The organism is Undibacterium paludis (genome assembly GCF_022568815.1).
In the GTDB taxonomy this organism is placed as follows: Bacteria; Pseudomonadota; Gammaproteobacteria; order Burkholderiales; family Burkholderiaceae_D; genus Undibacterium.
Genome location: NZ_JAKZHX010000008.1, coordinates 62,367 through 82,232, shown reverse-complemented (window position 1 = coordinate 82,232; position 19,866 = coordinate 62,367). Strand labels below are relative to the sequence as shown.

Annotated in this window: 18 protein-coding genes; 5 read left to right on the top strand and 13 right to left on the bottom strand. The window is 54.1% G+C overall.

Annotated elements, in window-relative coordinates; translation table 11 throughout:
• Positions 1–52 precede the first annotated feature (52 nt).
• Positions 53–664: a hypothetical protein gene (locus LZ463_RS14580; protein WP_241456552.1), complete on the top strand. Its 612-nt coding sequence runs from the start codon at positions 53–55 to the stop codon at positions 662–664.
• Between the two features lie 136 nt (positions 665–800).
• Here LZ463_RS14580 and LZ463_RS14575 read toward each other — a convergent pair whose 3' ends face one another.
• From LZ463_RS14575 to LZ463_RS14530, 10 genes are all read right to left on the bottom strand, one after another.
• Entirely contained in the window at positions 801–1,859 is a 1,059-nt protein-coding gene (locus LZ463_RS14575) for a M48 family metallopeptidase (RefSeq protein ID WP_241456551.1), read from the bottom strand.
• A 14-nt stretch (positions 1,860–1,873) separates the two neighbouring features.
• Positions 1,874–3,124 (bottom strand): YjgN family protein, encoded by a 1,251-nt coding sequence (locus LZ463_RS14570; protein WP_241456550.1) that lies wholly within the window; start codon positions 3,122–3,124, stop codon positions 1,874–1,876.
• 59 nt (positions 3,125–3,183) lie between these two features.
• Positions 3,184–4,992 carry a DUF3426 domain-containing protein gene (locus LZ463_RS14565; RefSeq protein WP_241456549.1) on the bottom strand — a complete coding sequence of 603 codons (1,809 nt, stop codon included), beginning with the start codon at positions 4,990–4,992 and terminating at the stop codon, positions 3,184–3,186.
• 7 nt (positions 4,993–4,999) lie between these two features.
• Positions 5,000–5,911, bottom strand: a complete 912-nt coding sequence (gene prmA, locus LZ463_RS14560; protein WP_241456548.1) for a 50S ribosomal protein L11 methyltransferase — start codon at positions 5,909–5,911, stop codon at positions 5,000–5,002.
• A 484-nt stretch (positions 5,912–6,395) separates the two neighbouring features.
• On the bottom strand, positions 6,396–7,763 hold the full coding sequence (gene accC / locus LZ463_RS14555; protein WP_241456547.1) for an acetyl-CoA carboxylase biotin carboxylase subunit: 1,368 nt from the start codon (positions 7,761–7,763) through the stop codon (positions 6,396–6,398).
• Positions 7,764–7,875: 112 nt separating this feature from the next.
• The gene (accB, locus tag LZ463_RS14550; RefSeq protein WP_241456546.1) at positions 7,876–8,337 is read right to left on the bottom strand and encodes an acetyl-CoA carboxylase biotin carboxyl carrier protein; all 462 of its coding nucleotides are present in this window, start codon (positions 8,335–8,337) and stop codon (positions 7,876–7,878) included.
• A gap of 142 nt (positions 8,338–8,479) precedes the next feature.
• Complete coding sequence (gene aroQ, locus LZ463_RS14545) at positions 8,480–8,917, bottom strand: type II 3-dehydroquinate dehydratase (protein ID WP_241456545.1); 438 nt, start codon at positions 8,915–8,917, stop codon at positions 8,480–8,482.
• Positions 8,918–8,995: 78 nt separating this feature from the next.
• Positions 8,996–9,535 (bottom strand): TlpA disulfide reductase family protein, encoded by a 540-nt coding sequence (locus tag LZ463_RS14540; RefSeq protein ID WP_241456544.1) that lies wholly within the window; start codon positions 9,533–9,535, stop codon positions 8,996–8,998.
• Between the two features lie 349 nt (positions 9,536–9,884).
• The gene (locus LZ463_RS14535; RefSeq protein WP_241456775.1) at positions 9,885–10,811 is read right to left on the bottom strand and encodes a pseudouridine-5'-phosphate glycosidase; all 927 of its coding nucleotides are present in this window, start codon (positions 10,809–10,811) and stop codon (positions 9,885–9,887) included.
• Positions 10,811–11,917 carry a PfkB family carbohydrate kinase gene (locus LZ463_RS14530; protein WP_241456543.1) on the bottom strand — a complete coding sequence of 369 codons (1,107 nt, stop codon included), beginning with the start codon at positions 11,915–11,917 and terminating at the stop codon, positions 10,811–10,813. The genes LZ463_RS14535 and LZ463_RS14530 overlap by 1 nt, the downstream gene beginning before the upstream one ends.
• Before the next feature lie 411 nt (positions 11,918–12,328).
• Here LZ463_RS14530 and LZ463_RS14525 point away from each other — a divergent pair, with 411 nt between their 5' ends.
• A complete protein-coding gene (locus LZ463_RS14525) occupies positions 12,329–12,520 on the top strand; it encodes a Thivi_2564 family membrane protein (RefSeq protein WP_241456542.1) in 192 nt (63 codons plus the stop codon).
• Positions 12,521–12,651: 131 nt separating this feature from the next.
• On the opposite strand, the gene LZ463_RS14520 is transcribed toward LZ463_RS14525, so the two are convergent.
• The 3 genes from LZ463_RS14520 to LZ463_RS14510 all read right to left on the bottom strand — a co-directional run bounded on the left by LZ463_RS14520 (position 12,652) and on the right by LZ463_RS14510 (position 15,497).
• On the bottom strand, positions 12,652–13,593 hold the full coding sequence (locus LZ463_RS14520) for a peptidylprolyl isomerase (RefSeq protein ID WP_241456541.1): 942 nt from the start codon (positions 13,591–13,593) through the stop codon (positions 12,652–12,654).
• A gap of 60 nt (positions 13,594–13,653) precedes the next feature.
• Positions 13,654–14,349 (bottom strand): aspartate/glutamate racemase family protein, encoded by a 696-nt coding sequence (locus LZ463_RS14515; RefSeq protein WP_241456540.1) that lies wholly within the window; start codon positions 14,347–14,349, stop codon positions 13,654–13,656.
• Between the two features lie 95 nt (positions 14,350–14,444).
• The gene (locus LZ463_RS14510) at positions 14,445–15,497 is read right to left on the bottom strand and encodes an alpha/beta fold hydrolase (RefSeq protein ID WP_241456539.1); all 1,053 of its coding nucleotides are present in this window, start codon (positions 15,495–15,497) and stop codon (positions 14,445–14,447) included.
• A gap of 480 nt (positions 15,498–15,977) precedes the next feature.
• Here LZ463_RS14510 and rbsK point away from each other — a divergent pair, with 480 nt between their 5' ends.
• From rbsK to LZ463_RS14495, 3 genes are all read left to right on the top strand, one after another.
• Positions 15,978–16,907 carry a ribokinase gene (gene rbsK, locus LZ463_RS14505; protein WP_241456538.1) on the top strand — a complete coding sequence of 310 codons (930 nt, stop codon included), beginning with the start codon at positions 15,978–15,980 and terminating at the stop codon, positions 16,905–16,907.
• Between the two features lie 243 nt (positions 16,908–17,150).
• Positions 17,151–18,149, top strand: a complete 999-nt coding sequence (locus tag LZ463_RS14500; RefSeq protein ID WP_241456537.1) for a BMP family lipoprotein — start codon at positions 17,151–17,153, stop codon at positions 18,147–18,149.
• Between the two features lie 130 nt (positions 18,150–18,279).
• Entirely contained in the window at positions 18,280–19,809 is a 1,530-nt protein-coding gene (locus tag LZ463_RS14495; RefSeq protein WP_241456536.1) for an ABC transporter ATP-binding protein, read from the top strand.
• Positions 19,810–19,866: the final 57 nt, after the last annotated feature.

Sequence of the window (19,866 nt, the reverse complement as noted above, 5' to 3'; positions counted from 1 at the left end):
TTGAGAGGTCTTGTTTTTTGGATTTACCCCAGGTTTCAGTTATGATTACCCCATGATGATCCATACACCTAATGAAGCAGAAAGCCTGCGGGCTGAAATTGCCGCTCTGGCGGCGCGCATGATCGCCGAAGACGGAGCCGACTATGCCTCGGCCAAGCGCAAGGCAGCCAAACAGTTGCTGGGCAACCAGAAAATCAAGGGCGATGTCTTGCCTGACAATGCACAGATAGAGCAGGAAGTCCGCGAATACAATGAATTATTCTTTGGCGACACACAGCCACAGCGTCTCTTGCTCTTAAGGCAACTGGCACTGGAATTGATGGAAGAACTGGAGCGTTTCAATCCTTATCTTGTCGGCGCAGTCCTGAATGGCACTGCCGGTAATCATTCTGACATCCACCTGCATCTGTATGCAGACAACACCAAGGAAGTTGCTATTTACTTATTGAACAAGGATGTGCAGTTTGAAGTGTCCGAGAGTTTCAATAATCGCAATGAAAGTGTGGAAACCCTGAGTTTCATGTACAGAAATGAAGGTGTGCACCTGGTCCTGCATGATCAGGACGCCATACGCAGCGGCCACGGCAAGAATGCCGAACGAGCCAATGCGGCAGGCTTGCGGGCCATCATGGCAGAGGCAGAAGCCGCTGAACCGGAAGCGTGAACCAAGGATACCCCCCTGACCTTTTGTACGAGTGAACTGACAAATTTACCATCGGCAAGGCGACAAACACAGTTTCTGTCGCCATCGCAAAGCCTTGCATGGATCGCAACGTCAAAACCATGACTTCTAACCAGCCTTATTGTTTTGCTGCAGCCCTGAAGCGTGCAATCCTGTCTTCGGTCGCCGGGTGGCTCGATATGTACTGGCCTATCCTGCTGCGCGAAGATGCTCCGTTTGCTCTTTGATGCACATGTTCCATTTGTTGCAACACATCCGCCAGGCGTGCCGGTGAAATATTGACCTGTCTGAGCCGGTCTATGGCATAACTGTCTGCCTCGACCTCCATCTCGCGTGAAAACTCCCGGTTCACGATGCCCGCAGATGCGAGAGTGACAACGGAGCTGAAATCAGAGAACAGACTGCCGGCGATGACGGTAACCATGCCGTCACGTACCAGGCGACGCATGCCATGATTACCCTGGACGTGACCTATTTCATGGGCCAGGACCGCTGCCAGCTCCTCTGCCAGTACGCCCGTCAGCTCATTACCGCTCTGGCCGGTGATCAGCAATATCATTTCATCGGTAACGACAACGGTGCCACCGGGCAGGGCAAAGGCATTCGCTCCTATGCGCGCACCAGAACGGACTTCCAGATGGATAGGTACACGTGTGCTGGCAGGGCGCAGGCGGCGTATTATCTCTTCTGCCTGGGCAATGCGCTGGTCACTGAGCCGGCTCGGGCGCAGCATGGTTTCATCGAGCACCTTCATGATGTCGCCGCCAAGAGCACGTTCATAACTGACTGGCAGGCGGGCGGCGATTTTATCTGCCACAATGGGTATGCCCCACTGTCGTGCCGCAGCCAGCATACCTATCATCAAGACAATGGACAGCAAGGCCCAATACCATTTCTTTTGCCAGCGCTCCACAAGGTTGTGACGATAGTCAAGATAATCGAGCAGGGCCTGTTTGTCCTGTGCATCGTGAATCTCGCAATGACTGCCGTCACTGAAGTTCAGTATGCAGGGTGCATGCTCGAATGGCTCCTCCAGCCTCAGCGTCTGCTTGTGTACAGGGTAGGAGTTACCTTCAAAAATGACCTCAAGCATGTCTGGCTGCAGACTCAGCTGAATGCTTTGCATGCGGCTTTGGCGATGATCAAAAAAATTGGCCGGTATCATGGTTTCACTCATCGTCTCACCATGCCTTACCAGGACAGATCAAAACCAAACAGATCAGCCGAGCTGTCGCCAGTCGCCTGCATCTCCCCACCCGCCTGTACTGCACTGACCTGGTCAAGTTCCAGGGTACGAAAACGTACATGTCGGAGGCGGAACTGGTAAAGGGCGACCACGGCAAAGGGCCGGTACAGGCCGGCACTGAATACCGTAAAGAAAAAATTCCTGACCTGCAAACGCCAGTAAGGCCAGTATGGCAATGAGGAGTCAATGTCCATACCAGGGAAACTGGTGGCATCCCATGACTTGTTCCAGGCTGCAGCCTGGATATAACTGACACAAGCCAGCGCCACCAGTACGCCAGCCAGTGTTGCGGCTATTGCGATCAATACAAAAACCCAGTCAGCCGCATTCTTCAGACTGCGCCACAAACCCGGCGCCTGTTTTTCCATGATGACCTTGCCAAAACCCATGGCAAAGAAAAACAGTACTCCAACGCAAAACAGCGCCAGCACCACGGCAAAATAAGACCAGCCCAATGCCCCACCCTTCATGTCACACGCTGAATGTAATTGACCAAAGCGGATATTGCCGTGCTGGTAGATGCGCATTCTGGCATGCAGCCAGGGCCAGGCCAGGTAGGCAGCAAACGCCAGCGTCACCAGTTCAGGTTTTTTAGGGTTCAGGACTCCTGCCAGGCCGGGCAGCAAGACGACAAAGGCCACTGGCAAATACGCACGGTAGGCGCCTCCAGGCGAGCCATCAAAATGAAAGCGCAAGCCACGGTAACTGGTTTGCCGCAAGCGAAAACGCAGGGCGCTGCGCATCATGATCGGCACGCCAAGCAAAAACACGACAAAAAAAGTCAGCGCCAGGCTTTTGGAAAAAGTGAACAGGTAGTGATAACAGAACAGCAAAATGACAGCAACAATGCGGCCACGCAAAATTGTCCTGGGGTCGCCATGAAAATTGAAGCCTGCACCGGCGAGGCTGGTATTGCGGTCAAAATACTGCAAACGCCTGACCTTGGCCCAGGCGGAGTAAATACCCAGTGTTGCCAGGCTCAGGCAAAGATTGACGATCCAGATACGAAAATATTCTCTGCCTTTACCGGTGAACGTGATGTTTTGCCATTCAGGTACAACGACATTGTTGTGTATGCTGGCAACAGTAGCGATGTCACTGACGGGCATGCGAGCACCGTCATGATGCGACCAGTCCTGATATTGCGTCAGTGGAATGGTTGGCAGGCACAGGTCTGCATCGGTTTGGATATGCATTGCTAAATATTGGCAAGACTGGGGGTATTTTTCATGCACCCCAAAAAAATAACGCAGATTCAGGGATAAAAGATCCCGACATGGAAACCGGCTGCTTTCAACGTGGGCAATTCAAAATACAGTTTGATATTCTGTTCACCACCGGCGGCAAATCCCTTGGCCAGCTTGTCTTTTTCTGCCAGATAGTCTTCTGGCTTGAAAGCACGCTGTAACAAGGGCTTTTCCTTGACGTCATTCAAGACCAGTTCAATATGCGGCCAGGCCTGCGTCACATCACTTTGATTTTGTAATTGCATCACCAGCATGAAGACATTGCGTTCAGGCGCTAAGCTCTGCAATTCATTCGAATCGATGACGATCTTTTCTATCTGTGCCGGCAAACTCACCTGACATGATAAGAATTTGCAGGCATCCTGCAAATACGGCCTGGTTTCCGGCACCCTGACGGCCAGCTGGTTGCGTAATACATAGGCAGACTGCGCCAGCAAGGCTGGCAACAGCAGTAGCAGCATCAGGCTGTAAAAAATCGTTGCCATGCGTTTGCGCGCACGCTGTTTTTCTGCCTGGATGACAAAGCCGGGTTTGTGCTCTTCTTCGGCATCGCTGCTGGAATCTTCGTTGATAGCGGCATGATTTGCCAGGGCAGCTTCTTCTTCGCCTATATATGCTTCCTGATGAGGCGCTTCGTCGGCGATGGAATCGGCGCCATCAAGCTCAGGAGCATCACCATGATCCTTGTGCCGCCAGACTTTATTGACACTGGCAGGTAAAGGTATTTCATCCTGGCTGGCGGCTGTTGATGATGCAGCTTCGTCAACTGCAGCATGCTGCCGGTCTTCTGGCTGGTCACTGACCGACCAGTCTGCCGTCGGTGGGTCCATCAGGGCAGCGCGGGTTTCCAGTTCCACCCTGGCCAGGTCGGCATCATTGATTTCTTCAGATGGCAGTAAAAACCCGCCATCGCCCAGATCAAAATCCAGTGCGGAACTACTGGTGATGGCAGGTTCAAGCCTGGGTTCGACGCGCGAGTTCAGCCTTGCTTCCGCGCCAACGGCAGGGCTGACGACAAGGCTGTCCACCATTGATTCAGAACTGTCAGTCACGTCTGGTGCGGGCACAGTTGCAACAGCATTCTGTGCTGGTGTAACAGACCTGGGCTTGTCGAAGGCTTCCGCTTCAAATTCTTTTTCTGCCTTGCTGATCGCTGCCAGTACTTCAGTCGCCGGCCTGACGCTGGCAACCGTATTCTTTGTCACAGGCTGTACTGTAGCGGCTCCGGCCATATCGACAACAGGGGCTGGTTTGGCAGCTTCCGCAATGATGGGTGACGCAGAGGTAGCCTGTGCCGCATCTATTGCTGTACTCGCGGTTGTACTTGTGGTTGTACTTGCGGTTGCACCCGCAGTCGTGCTTGCCGCAGCCGTGCTTGCCGCGGACGATGCCGTCACGGCCGGCGCAGTGCTTGAGTTGGCGGCTGAGACCGGGCTTGCAATCGAGCCGGTTTCTGTCATGGCTGCAGACAATTTGCTGTCTGCCACCGTCTCTGTTGACTGGCTGACTTTGGTTGCAGCCACAGGCGCTGGTGCCGCGCTGCCGGCGTTGGTTGTGGCAGCCCTGGCAGCTGGCATCGTTGGTGTTGATTGTGTTACTGGCGCAGCTGGCGTCACCGGCACAGGCTTGCTGGCAACCTGGGCAGAGGTGGAAACAGGGGCCGACGATTTTGGCGCGTCAGCAGGAATGAGATTTTCAACAGCATTAAAGGTTCGCTGGCAAGAGCCGCAACGCACCAGCCCCGCATGCAGCTTCAACTGATCATTGGCTACCTTGAAGGCAGTCTGACAGTGGGGGCAGCGGGTCGCCAGTGCCATAGTCGCCTCAGTTGCTCAAAGAGCCAGATAATGCGACCCAGCCCTCATGTTCAGCCCAGACGCTAAGCTTGATGAAAGGTGCGTAGGCTGCCGCCACTTCTTCTGCCTGCCTGGCCAGTACGCCCGATAGTATCAAAGAACCGCCAGGTGCAACACGGCCAGCCAGCATCGGTGCCATAAGCTTGAGCGGGCTGGACAGGATATTCGCTACGACCACGTCAAATTTTTCTGAAACCGGGTGAGCAGCACCAAAACCTTCCGGCAAGGCGTACTCGATTTGGCAATGATTACGCTCAGCATTGAAGTTGGCCGATTCTATCGCCTGAGGATCGATGTCCACACCGACGACACTGGCCGCACCTAGTTTGCTGGCAACCATGGCCAGTATGCCGGAACCGCAACCATAGTCGAGTACAGACAAATCCTTGGGTGCATGCGCTTCCAGCCATTCCATGCACAGCTTGGTAGTTGGGTGGCTGCCGGTACCAAAGGCCAGGCCGGGGTCGAGCTCCAGGATCAGGGCATTGGCGTCAGGTGCATCATGCCAGCTAGGTACTACCCAGATATTCTTGCCTATGTGGATAGGGGCAAACTGGGATTGCGTCAGACGCACCCAGTCCTGCTCTTCGACATTGCGGGTGATGTAGGCTGGCACGGCGGCAAGGCCAATGGCGGCGGCAGCTTCAGCCACCAGTTCAGCATGATCAGCATCGATATCCGCGAGCGCAACCACGCGGCTGCGGTCCCAGGCAGCTTCGTCAGGTTCCATGCCAGGCTCACCAAACAGCGGGCGCTCGGCATCCGTCCCTTCATCGGCATCTTCGACCGACACCGACAAGGCGCCCACATCCATCAAAGCGTCCGACAAAGCCTCGGCCTGCTCACGCGCCACTTCTATGACTATTTCTATCCAGCCCATATTGCTACTTTCTTACGTTCTATTACGTTCTATATCCAGCGATATTACTTCTTCAAGACCAAAATGCTCACCACAGAGCCACAGAGAAAACCAAGAGAAAACAAATTCATCTTCAATATCAACACTGTGCGCCCTAACACTTTGGGTATACGGTACTTATTTAATGTACTAACACTTCTCAATAGTGAAAAGCTTAACACAGTGGCTTCATAACAAAGCCAAAAGCACAGGGAAAAACAGGTGTTTTCTCTGTGCTTTTTCAACTTCGCCGGTCGCGCCTTAATAAACGAATACGTTATTTAAATGCCGAGTGTTGAGCCGGGCCTCGCTAGGCTGGTGAAGCCTAGCTAGGCCCGGCCCAACCTGCAATCTGAGCCTAATCTACGAGATAAGCCAACCAACTACTTTAAGGACTTTCAAGGCTTTTCTCTGTGCCCCTCTGAGCCCTTCTGTGTCTCTGTGTTGAAGAGGTCTTTACTTCAAATTACTTCGACTTCTTCGACAACTCCGGCATGTCTGCAAGCTTATGCTCAAGGTAGTGAATATTCGTACCACCTTCAATAAAGCGGGCGTCTATCATCAACTCGCGGTGCAGCGGGATATTGGTCTGTATGCCTTCAACCACCATCTCTGACAAGGCGATCTGCATGCGACGGATTGCCTGTTCGCGGGTTTCGCCATAGGCAATGACCTTGCCTATCATGGAATCATAATTTGGCGGGACGAAATAACCGGCGTAAGCATGCGAATCCACGCGTATGCCAGGGCCGCCCGGCGTATGCCATGAGGTGATACGACCAGGCGAAGGCACAAACTTGAACGGGTCTTCCGCATTGATACGGCACTCGATGGCATGGCCCTTGAGCATGATATCGGTCTGCTTGAAGCGCAGCTTTTCATTGAAGGCGATGCGTATCTGCTCCTGCACGATGTCGACACCGGTAATCATTTCCGTGACCGGATGTTCCACCTGCACGCGGGTATTCATTTCGATGAAATAGAACTCGCCGTTTTCGTACAGGAATTCAAACGTACCCGCACCGCGATAACCGATCTTGCGGCAGGCAGCAGCACAGCGATCACCGATTTTTTCTATGATCTTGCGGGGGATGCCAGGTGCCGGTGCTTCTTCGATGACTTTTTGATGGCGACGCTGCATGGAGCAGTCGCGCTCGCCGAGCCAGATGGCATTGCCATGCTGGTCAGCCAGGATCTGGATTTCCACGTGACGCGGGTTTTCCAGGAATTTTTCCATATAGACTTCCGGGTTGCCAAAGGCAGCACCGGCTTCAGTCTTGGTCATGGTGACGGCGTTCAGCAAAGCGGCCTCAGTATGCACGACACGCATGCCACGACCACCGCCGCCGCCAGCAGCCTTGATGATGACGGGATAACCGACCTTGCGGGCAGTCTGCACGATGGCTTTGGGGTCGTCCGGCAACGCCCCCTCAGAACCAGGTACGCAAGGTACACCCGCCTTGATCATGGCATGCTTGGCCGACACCTTGTCGCCCATCATGCGTATCGATTCAGCACGCGGGCCGATGAAGACGAAACCGGATTGCTCTACGCGCTCGGCGAAGTCGGCATTTTCTGACAGGAAGCCATAGCCAGGGTGAATCGCCTGGGCGTCGGTGACTTCAGCGGCACTGATAATGGCCGGCATGCTCAGGTAACTCAGATTCGACGGAGCCGGGCCTATGCAAACAGATTCGTCGGCCAGCTTCACATATTTTGCTTCACGGTCAGCTTCAGAGTGCACGACCACGGTTTTGATACCCATCTCGCGGCAGGCGCGCTGAATGCGTAGCGCGATTTCACCACGATTGGCGATAAGAATTTTTTCAAACATGATTTAACTTTGCGGTGGCAATGGTTGCAATTGCGTGAGCAACAAACCCGGTTCAGTACTGTTTGCCCTCAGCACGGGTAGTGAGTAGCCAGGTTGCACACGCGAGCCTGGATCAGCCAATCACGAACAGTGGCTGGCCGTACTCAACAGGCTGACCATTTTCAACCAGAATCTGTTTGATCGTGCCGGTGAAGTCGCTTTCAATTTCATTGAGCAGCTTCATCGCTTCAATAATGCACAGGGTGTCGCCAGCATTGACGCTTTTGCCAATATCAGCAAATGGGGCGGCGCCAGGGGCAGAAGAACGGTAGAACGTACCAACCATGGGGGATTTGACGATGTGGCCGTCCGGCACGACAGGTGCGGCTGCCACGGGCGCGGCGGATGCCGCTGGTGCGGCAGCTGCCGGCATCATTTGCTGGTGCTGCGGCTGCTGCATCATGACGACCTGATTTTGTGGCATTGCCGAAGATTTGACGATACGGACCTTGCCTTCACCTTCAGTCACTTCGAGTTCTGCAATATCTGATTCTGCTACGAGGTCGATCAGGGTCTTGAGTTTTCTTAAATCCATGTGGAATCCCCTTGAAAAAAGTGGTTCTGAATTAACGGGGGCGCGCAATACCGGACAACAACATCTGGGCAATGCCGCCAATGGGTGGATTATATACGAAATAAGCTGAAATTATCAGCGAATTAAACGGAGATGCGAGAATTTAAATATTTTTAAGAGAAAAGTCAATCGCCAGGCGGTAACCTTCGGGACCGAGGCCGCAAATGACCCCCTTGGCAATCGCAGACAAAAAAGAGTGGTGCCTGAAGGCCTCTCTTTGATGCACATTGGATAGATGTACTTCAATAAACGGTATGGCAACAGCAGCCAGGGCATCCCTCAAAGCGACGCTGGTATGCGTCAGACCGCCCGGGTTGATGATGATAGCATCGACTTGCTCATTACGGGCAGCATGTATGCGATCAATTAATGCGCCCTCATGATTACTTTGAAAAAATGACAACTCTGCACCAGCTGCTATTGCCTGCTCCTGTGCTGCCGCCTCTATTTCGGCCAGGGTAGTGGCGCCATAGGTAGCAGGCTCGCGCGTGCCGAGCAGGTTCAGATTGGGGCCATTGAGCAGCAGCAGTTTGCGCGCCATAGTCACATTCAATTTGACGAAGATGGCCGCATTTTGCCGTCATTCGACGTAGATTGGCAAGGAAAAATGATACTACTTCTATTTTTCCAGAGAAAATTTGGCAATGTCAGCACGCAATTCTTCCATCTTCAGACGGCCAAGGTAGTTTTTCAAGACCCGGCCACCAGGGCCAATCAGAATAGTAAACGGCAGACCGCCGGCGTTATTGCCCAATTGGCGCGACAGCTCACTGCCCTCCATGCCGGCTGCAAACAGGGGGTAGCTAATTTGATATTTTTTTGCAAATTCACTGATATTCGTCGGGCTGTCTATCCCCATACCGAGGATTTGCACAGGCTTGCCCTTGTATTCAACTTGCAATGCTGACAATTCAGGCATTTCCTGCACACAGGGTGCGCACCAGGTTGCCCAGAAATTCACGACCAGCATCTTATCTTGCCATTGTGATAATGCCTGTTTCTTGCCGCTGCTGTCAGTCAACTGCTGCGCCATCAGTTGTGCCACCGCTTTGTTTTCTGGCGGCTTGGGTGTCAATTGCTGATTGGCAACCACGGCACCCAGCGCAGCACAGGCAACACCCAGGATTGCTGCAACAGCAACGAATTTCTTATTCATCATTCATTATTCCCAACAGACTTTCAAGACTTAGCAGGCATCATAGCCTAGAGCAGCTCGATTGTGTTTTTCATGCGGCCAAGTCCATGGAGAAACCGGGCTTACAAATTCATTAACGAGTACGGATGCTATCGTTGCCCCAAGGCTGCCGCAAAAACCGGGAGAAATAACAAAAATGGGGTCTCAGATTTTTGGTCGGCCAACATAAAGAGGGCGAAGGTTGCAGAAAAAGGGGCAACGCTCCCAAGCACCAGAAACAGACATTACCTGATAAAGATGCTCATCAAAGGCATTCACCAGGCCCATATCGACATTCGGGTGTACACAGGCACACCCGATGAAACACTGACTTTTACACCGTACGCTTGCGCAAATGATGCAGCGCCAGTGCCAGCTGGGTGCCGACCACGGCATTATTCTTGACCAGGGCAATATTGGTTTCCAGGCTGCGCCCCTCAGTCAGTTGCTTGATACGCGACAGCAGAAAAGGGGTGATCGCCTTGCCGCTGATGGCAAGCTCATCTGCCAGCGCCAGTGCCTGTTGTGTAATGTTTTCAATTTCTTCACGTGGCATGGCGGACTCTACCGGCACAGGATTGGCGATGACGATACCGCCATTGAGGCCCAGTGTCCATTTGGTATGGATGAAGTCAGCCTGCTGCTCTGCCGTATCAAGCTGGAAATCAGCCTTGTAACCGCTGTCCGTCGTAAAAAATGCCGGAAAATTCGGCTGACCGACACTGACCACAGGCACACCATGGGTTTCCAGGTATTCCAGTGTCAGGCCGATGTCGAGTATGGATTTGGCACCGGCACAGACCACGGCTACCGAGGTGTTTGCCAGCTCCTGCAAATCAGCCGAGATATCAAAACTGGTTTCGGCGCCACGATGCACACCACCTATGCCGCCAGTGACAAAGACTTCAATATTGGCCAGCGCAGCACAGATCATGGTGGCAGCAACGGTTGTGGCGCCCAGTTTGCCGGTTGAGAGTGCATAAGCCAGGTCGCGGCGGCTGACCTTCATGGCATCGGGTGAATTGCCCAGTGTTTCCAGGTCGTCATCTGACAGGCCGATATGTATCTTGCCGTTCATGACGGCAATGGTGGCTGGCACGGCACCACCATCACGGATGATCTGCTCCAGCTCACGCGCGGTCTGCACGTTTTGCGGGTAAGGCATGCCATGTGAAATGATGGTGGACTCCAGCGCCACCACGGGTTTTGCCGCCAGGCGGGCTGCACGGACTTCGTCCGATAAGACCAGGTAAGATTGCATCATGATAATTCCTCTTCAAAAATAGTCGGGCAGATGGTCGGGGAGACCGTCGCATCACTTTCCAGCGTCAGGCGCGCCAGCTTAAGTCCATATTGACAGGCCAGGCCCAGGTCATCAGGCGTGCGGCATAACGACCATGCAAGTCCGGCGGCAAAAGCATCCCCTGCCCCCGTCGCATCACGCATCCTTGCTGGTGGCGCTGACAATTGCTGCATGCCATTTTCAGCCGCTGCATCGGTGTACATCACGCCATCTCCACCCAGGGTCACGACCAGATCACGCACACCACGTGTCTGTAATTGCCGGCAGGCAGCGGCAATGTCTGCCTTATCCTCAATACGCAGGCCAACGGCAGCACCGAGCTCGCCCCTGTTCAATATCAGGCAGCGCAGTCCGCGCAGGTCCGCAGGCAGGCGCGCCATCTTGGGTTCAGACACGGCAACCAGTATCAGGGTGGCGTCATGTTGATATGCTTCTTGCAATAATAAGCCTATGCTATCCTGCGGCAAATTCAAGTCGGCAATCGTCAGGGCGGCATTGCCGCGTTGTGGTGCACGGCTGGTCAGGAACTCCGGTGTCAATGCATCACAGCATTCCATATGCGCCAGCGCCAGCACCATGTCGCCATCATCATTGAGCAGGGCTGTGTAGCTGCCGCTATGCAAACCGCCTGCCACCAGACTGGCTTTTGCGTCAATACCGACCGACTGCGCATGGGCCAGCATGCTGTGCCCGGCAGCATCATCACCAACGGCACACAGCAGGCGGGTTGGCAAACCCAGGCGGGCCAGGTTCTCGGCAATATTGCGCGCCACGCCGCCAAAGGCTTCATGCTGGCTGACCGGATTCGAGGTCCCCATCTGCACCGGCCCCAGGGTACGCAATTTACGGTCTATGTTCGCTCCGCCTATGCACACCACGGGCCGCTGATCAGGCAAGACATAAGCCCGCCCCAGCAAGCGCTTTTCACGTATCAGCGCCGCAATATGCCCGGCCACGGCAGAACGCGACAAACCCAGCTGGTCAGCCAGGTCTTGCTGAGAAATAAACGGCTGGGCAGCGATGAGCTGGTAGAGCTGTTCTTTTTTGGTAAGTGGGGTAGTCATGGCGACTCAAATTAAAACAATTGTTTTCAATAATAAACATTTGTTCTTTTCGAGTCAAACTCCAGGCAGATTTATTTAAATACATCTTTACCAGAGCCATGCGGTTTTAGAAACTTGCCCCCCCCTGTCGGCACGATCGCTGGCGATCAGCCCGGCAAATGCTTCTCATTCGTTCGCCAGCGTACAGATCAATCAGGAACAGACGCGCATGCTAGGTCATCAGTGCTCCATATCGTTTCATGGAAACTCTGATCAGATGCACAAGGCAAACCCGGCCCGGGCTGGCAAACTTACTTATTAACTTATGGAAGTGCGGTTACGGCAAACCCTTGCAAACCCGGGCTTGGTGCGCGCTATGCACTTGATCAGAGCGTCCTGATTCCGCGGCCACGCTTTTTGTAAGGACACATCATGTACCAGATCATTAGTCTCATCATTTATCTTGTTGTCTTTGGCCTGATATGGTGGCTGGTTGGCATGCTCCCTCTGCCCGCACCGGTAGCACGCATCGTCAATGTCCTGTTCATCCTTTTCCTGATAGGCGTGCTCCTGTCTGTATTTGGCATCTTGCCGGGCATACGGCTGCCAGTATTGCGCTGGTGAGCGTTCTAACGCGCTCATCCCGCATCTGAAAAAAAGACCGAAATCAGGAAAGGAAAGACCACACTGGTCAACAAGAACAGCGAACATGTCAGGCGCAACGACACGGCGCCTGACATTTTTTGCACAGGAATTTATTGAGGTGGTCTGCTCTGCAACAGATGGCCGATGGCCTCATTGCTGGCAACATTTGCCGGATTGCTGATACGACATACCAACTCATGCATGGTTGCATAGATGTCGTTATACATATATGGCAACACCGGACTGCCGGGCTGGGCAGTGATATTGGCCAGTTCGCGCCCTTGCGCACCGCGCAATTCATACTGAATCATGCCATTGTCAGCCACTGTACCAGCCTTGCAGTTGACCGTGAAGCGCGACACGCTGGAACGCATGCAGGCATTCTTGGCTGCATGATAGGTGGCGTAACTGTATTCGATATGCTCGCTGACATCGAATACACCCGGCTGTTCCAACGGCGTACCTTTGAAGTAACGCATATTGCCTGCCACATCACGCACCGGTTTGCCCCACCCTACGCCCAGGACTCTGGACAGAGCCACACTACCCTCGTCATCGGGTTTGTAGCTTTTGCTGAGCGCCAGCGCCTGCGTCAGTTTGCTGTCGGCGGAACGTGCATAAGACTTTAGCCCTGCTTCACAAATCTGCGCAACCGGCTTGACGGTTCTGGATTCAATATACAGCACATGCCAGCCATAGGACGAACGCACCGGCACCGATACTTCCCTGACCGGCAGGCCAAACACCAGTTCTTCAAAACCGATTTCCATCTGCCCGGGTCGTATGACGCCAAGATCACCGCCGGCTGACATGGAGCCCGGGTCTATGGATTTTTTGCGCGCCATGTCCTGCAATGCAAGCAGTTGACCGCTGGCCGGCACATTGCGCAAAATCTCGCTGGCGTTGATGGCTTCAGCCCTGGTCCTGAACATGATGTGGTAAACATGTGCTTCTTTGAGTTGGTCACGTTCATCAAGGGGCCGGGCAGCACTGGCGCTGGCGCATACCAGACTGCAAACAAGGGCTGGAAATAGAGCGGAATATCTGAACATACGGCAAGACATATTGTTATCAATCACTTGTCATATCTTACACCCGCCCCAACCGCCCCGCTAGCTGGCCAGTACAGCCCGCCGCAAGGCGGCCCGCGCCAGCAAACGGGTTGAGTCCAGCACAGGCAGCGCCGAATTATCGTCGCTGACGATCAGCGGCAGTTCTGTACAGCCAAGAATGACAGCGTCACAGCCCTGCTCTTTCAGCCTGACGATGATGTCCTGAAAGGCCTTGACGCTGGCAGGCTTGAAAATACCGCAAACCAGTTCGTCCATGATGATGCGGTTGAGTTGCACGCGATCGTCTCTGGATGGCAGCATGAAGTCCAGCCCCCTGGCGCGCAAGGCCTGGGGATAAACCTCGCTGTCCATCAGCCAGCCTGTGCCGGTGATGCCAACACGGCCATAACCACGTTGCATCGCTGCAATGGCGACTTCTTCGGCAATATGCAGCCAGGGCAAGGGTGAATGCGGCTGCACCAGGTCAAACGCCTGATGGATGGTATTGTCCGGGCAGATAAGAAAATCAGCGCCCGCCCCGGCCAGCTTGCCTGCAGAAGTCAGCATGAGATCAGCAACTCCCTGCCTGTCACCCCGCTCCAGGCAATCAACATATAAAGCCAGAGAAGGTGTGTGCATGCTGACCTCAGGATGAGCATGCGGCCCCAGCAAGGCGGCTCCCTCTTCACAGATGGTGCGATAACAAAGTGCCGCTCCGGCAGCGGAACAACCGACGATACCTATGTGCAAGCTCATGCTGATGTCTCCCCTATATTGACAGTAATACACATAGGGACAGACTCAGGAATTTACAAGTCAGCACAAATACATTGGCCAACTGATTGAGCTTCTTACTTGCCGCGACTGGCCGCAAATACACGGTCCAGTGCTGCCGTTAGTGCGGCTCGGCTGGCCCTGGGCTGGTCCAGCCAGTAACTGTGACTGGCCTCCGGCAACAGATTCAAGCGTCCGCGGGGGACAGTCTTGAGTACTTTGCCCCAGACATAGCCACCCGGATCGCAATAATCCTCATCGCCCATGATGACTTCGACTGGCCCCTGAAATGCCTGCAAGGCAGGGCGGAAAGTCTCGAATTGTTTGGCCAGGGCAGCAGGGTCTTTGAGGACAGCATCCGCGACTGCCTGGGAATAAAATGCTTTTCCGCCTTCGATGCCGGGCCAGCGATCGGCGTGATAGATATTGACAGAGGCAAACTGCATGCGCCATTGCTCGGTCAGGTTGCGGTAATAACCGGGGGTGGCACGTGCTGCTTCTGTCGATGCGGCGGCGGGCATGGCCTTGAATTTTGCCTGGACAGCGGCAAGTCTGGTTCCCTGCTTTTGCCAGTATTGTGCAGCCAGGGCATCTGCCTGGACTTGTTCGGCAGGAGTCAGCAAGCCTGGGTCTTGCGGTGCTTTCTTGAAATCATCGGAAAGAGGTATTGGCAAAACCGGCCCGGTCAGAACCAGGCCGCGCACCCTGTCCGGGTATTTTGCCAGGTAGGCCATCGCTACTGCACCGCCCATGGAATGGCTGAGCAGAACCAGTTTTTCCTCCCCCAGTTGCTGGCGCAAGGCTTCCAGGTCCTCCACCATTTTGGGGAGCGATACTTCCAGTTGACCGGCAGGCGAGCGCAGTGAGCCGCGCTGGTCATAAAACACCAGCTTGCGTTTGTTTGTCAGTGGCAGCAGAGGGTCAAGCAGATAACTGTGTTCCGCACCAAAGCCGCCATGCAGGACAACGACAGTCGGACCCTTACCGACTTCCAGCACATATTGCCGGACCTCATCCTGACTGCCCAAATACAAGTACCAGCTACGTGAGTTGGGGATATGCTGCGCCTGTACATCGATACTGAGCAGCGAAGCCAGCAATAAAGGCAAAATCAAACGACGCGATGTCAAAGTAAAACTCCCTGGTAAAAACACAGAACAAATGCCTGAATAGGGAAGCACTGCACCTGCGTGTGGCAAAACATTAAACTTACAGTAAAGAAATTTGCAATATATTTACAGCAACATATCATCTTGTCAAAGATAAATATCCATAACCCTGAACACCGTTACAGACGAGTGTTATTTGACAAGCCTGGAAGACAGCCCCACAATCAGCGCGCTCCAGTATATTTGAGGGTGATTTGTGACCAACATGACAATTTTCATCAGACCGCTGTTCTGATGCATTGCAACAAATCCTCACTCTGATGACGCCAGCAAAACGGACAAAAAACAATATTCAAACTATGGTTGCCTGCCTGCCGCGATTTTGCACAAATTTTGACCAAAAAATCAGATTGCGCTTGACGTTGAACTGTGCGCATAGTTAAATACGAAATCGATTGCGCAAACGATTGCGCCACACCTTTTTACCGAGAAAAAAGCATCATGAAGCCACGGATAACTGTAGTCGGCAGCGTCAATATGGATCTGGTTTTTCGCACTCCGCGCATGCCGGCTGTAGGCGAAACCCTGCACGGCCACGAGTTTCGCCAGATTCCGGGCGGCAAAGGCGCAAACCAGGCTGTTGCTGCGGCACGCCAGGGCGCCCATGTCAGCTTCATCGGTGCAGTAGGTGACGATGGTTTTGGCAGCTTTTCACATGATTGCCTGGCGGCAGAGGGAATGGAGTTGAGCCATCTGGCCAGGGTGGCGGGTGTTGCCACCGGCGTAGCCGGCATCCTGGTTGAAGACAGTGGTGACAACAGCATTGTGCTGGCAGCAGGCGCCAATGCCACGCTGACACCGGCCCAGGTGGAGGCTGCCACAGCGACCATCGCTGGTGCACAGTTGCTGGTCTGTCAGCTTGAAACCCCGCTGCCAACCGTCACACGCGCCATAGAAATCGCCCGAGCCAACGGCGTCAAGGTCATTCTCAACCCGGCACCTGCACAAGCTTTGAGCGATGCCCTGCTGGCCCAGGTCGACTACCTGATCCTGAACGAAACAGAAGCCTCGCAACTGAGTGGCATGACTGTGCTTGACCAGACCAGCGCCAAGGCAGCGTCTGAACAAATCCTGAAACGTGGAGCGGGCACAGTCCTGCTGACCATGGGCGAACATGGCGCCCTGGTCACGGATGCCAGTGGCAGCCAGTTCATTGCCGCAGTCAAGGTCGATGTGGTTGACACCACCGCCGCCGGCGACACCTTTGTTGGCGCCTTTGCAGTCGGTGTGGCAAACGGCCTGAGTCTGCTTGATGCGAGCCGCGAAGCCCAATACACGGCCGCCCTGACGGTGACCAAGCTGGGTGCGCAGACATCCATACCGCAACGTCAGCAAGTGCTGGAATTCATGGCGATTCGCCAAGCAGCCTGAAAACCACCTGACGCCGGCGCCGGTGATACATCGCCGGTGTGAACCAAACCCTGCTGAACACTGTTTTTGATAAAATTTTGTCTGTGCTGCCAACCGAAATGCCTGCGAAACGCCCACACCATGTTAGGCTTGCGAAGGCAGCAACAGACGGGAAATTACCGGGATGGTGATTGCCGGACAAGAAACCAGACAAGAATTACTTCGGGCGCAGCGCGCACAACGATATCTGATTAAGGAAACTTCATGAAACTCAAGCAAATCTGCCTTTCCCTGGCAACCCTGCTGGCTGTCAGCGGCGCTGCCGGTGCTGCAGACCTCAAATTTGCCGTGATCTATGATGCAGGCGGCAAGTTTGACAAGTCCTTCAACCAGTCAGCATCCGAAGGCGCAGAACGCTTCAAGAAAGAAACCAAGCTCAATTTCCTCGAAGTGCAGGTTGCCAGCGACACGCAGACTGAACAGGTCTTGCGCAACCTGGCCCGCAAAAATGTGGACCTGATTGCCGCCATCGGTTTTGGCCAGGCAACGGCCGTACAGAATATCGCCAAGGAATTCCCTAAAACCAAATTCGTCCTCATCGACGGCATCGCCGCCGGTGACAATGTCAGCTCTGTGCTGTTCAAGGAACAGGAAGGTTCTTACCTGGTCGGCGTGGCAGCAGCCATTGCCAGCAAATCGAAAAAGGTAGGCTTTGTCGGCGGCATGGATATTCCGCTGATACGCAATTTCTCTTGCGGCTACGCCCAGGGCGCCAAAGCGACAGAAAGCAAGATTGAAGTCGTGCAAAACATGGTAGGCACCACCACTGCGGCCTGGAATGATCCGGCCAAAGGTGGCGAGCTTGGCCGCGCCCAGATGGAACGCGGGGTTGACGTGATTTTTGCAGCAGCTGGCGGCAGCGGCCTGGGCACCTTGCAAGCCGTCAAGGAAAAAGGCAAGCTAGGTATCGGTGTGGATTCCAACCAGAACTACCTGCACCCTGGCGTCATGCTGACCTCCATGGTCAAACGTGTGGACCAGGCCATCTATGACAGCTTCATGCAGTTGAAAAACGGTAACTGGAAAGCTGGCACCCAGTACAAGGGCCTGAAAGAAGGCGGCGTCGACTGGGCACTGGACAAGGATAACCGCGCCGTAGTCAGCGCCGACATGGAAAAACGTGTCAATGCGGCCAAGCAGGACATCATTAATGGCAAGGTCAAGGTAGTTGATTTCCGTGAAGGCAACAAGTGCCCGGTCTGATTCCAGGCCGTTGTTGACTATCAGTTGACTATCAACTGACCAAGGGGGCGCAGGTATCTTTGCAAAGGTACGATGCGCCCTGATTGATGTTTAAGCCCTTGCACAACGTCATTTAAAGAAACGCTAAAGTATGCAGCCAGCCGTCGAATTTCAGCACATCTCCAAACGCTTTGGCGCAGTACACGCCAATCGCGATGTGAGCTTTTCCATTGCGCCCGGTTCCATCCATGGCGTGATCGGTGAAAACGGCGCGGGCAAATCCACGCTGATGAGCATACTGTACGGCTATTACCGTGCGGACAGCGGCAAACTGCTGATCAATGGCGCAGAACAGAACATCCGCAACAGCCAGGAAGCCATCGATCTGGGCATAGGCATGGTGCACCAGCATTTCATGCTGGTGGAAAACATGACCGTGCTCGACAATGTCATGCTCGGTACGGAAGGCGGTTTTCGCCTGAAACCCAAGCGCCATGAAGTCGAAGCCAAACTGCGCGAAATATGCAAACGCTATTCACTTGACGTGGACCCGCTGGCGACAATACAGGATTTGTCGGTCGGCGTGCAGCAAAGGGTGGAAATCCTCAAGCAGATTTACCGCAGCGCCAATATCCTGATCCTCGATGAACCGACTGCCGTCCTGACGGTGCAGGAAACAGCTTCGCTGTTTGAAGTGCTGCGCCTGTTCAAGGAACAGGGCAAGACCATCATCCTGATCACCCACAAACTGCAAGAGATACTGGAAATCACTGACCAGGTCACCGTCATGCGCGGCGGCACGGTCATCGGTTCTGTCGCTACCAAAGACACGACGACTTCACAAATGGCCGAGATGATGGTGGGCCGTCCTATCGTCACCCACTTGCCACGTGCTGCCTATGCGCCGGGCGAGACGGTGCTGGAGGTCAAAGACCTGAACCTGGTCAACTCGCAAAAAGTCAGCCTGCTGAAGAATGTCAGCTTCAATATACGTGCCGGTGAAATCGTCGCCATCGCTGGTGTCTCTGGCAATGGCCAGAGCGAGATACTCGAAGTCCTGAGCGGCATGCGCCTGCCCACTAGCGGCAAGTTGCAGATGCAGGGCAAGGACCTGCCCTTTGCCGGTCGCAAGGATGCCGACGGCTTGCCTGCCACCTTCCGCGATCTCGGCATTGCCCATGTACCGGAAGATCGTTTGCGTGATGCCGTCGTCAAGAATTTTTCCGTGATGATGAACAGCTTTCTCGGTTACCAGAAAAAGCTGGGCAAGGTCTTTGGCCTGCTCGATTACAAAAGCATCATGAAGAACTGCACGGATTTGCTGGCCAAATTTGATGTACGCCCGTCTGACCCTGATTTGCGCATCGCCCTGCTGTCTGGCGGCAACCAGCAAAAAGTCGTGATGGCGCGCGAAATTGCCGCCAATCCCAAGTTGATGCTGGTCGGCCAGCCTACCCGCGGCGTTGATATCGGCACCATAGAAAGCCTGCACACGCGCCTGCTGGCCATGCGCGACGCCGGCATTGCGATTTTGCTGGTGTCGGTAGAGCTGGAAGAAGTGCGCGCCCTGGCTGACCGTATCCTGGTCATTTCCGGCGGCGCTATCACGGGTGAGCTGAAGGCAGAAGAATTTGATGCGACCCAGATAGGCTGCCTGATGGGCGGCATACACACACATTAATCCGCACTGAACATATCAAAAAAGCATAGCAGAGCAAACTGAACACAGACAAGCGAA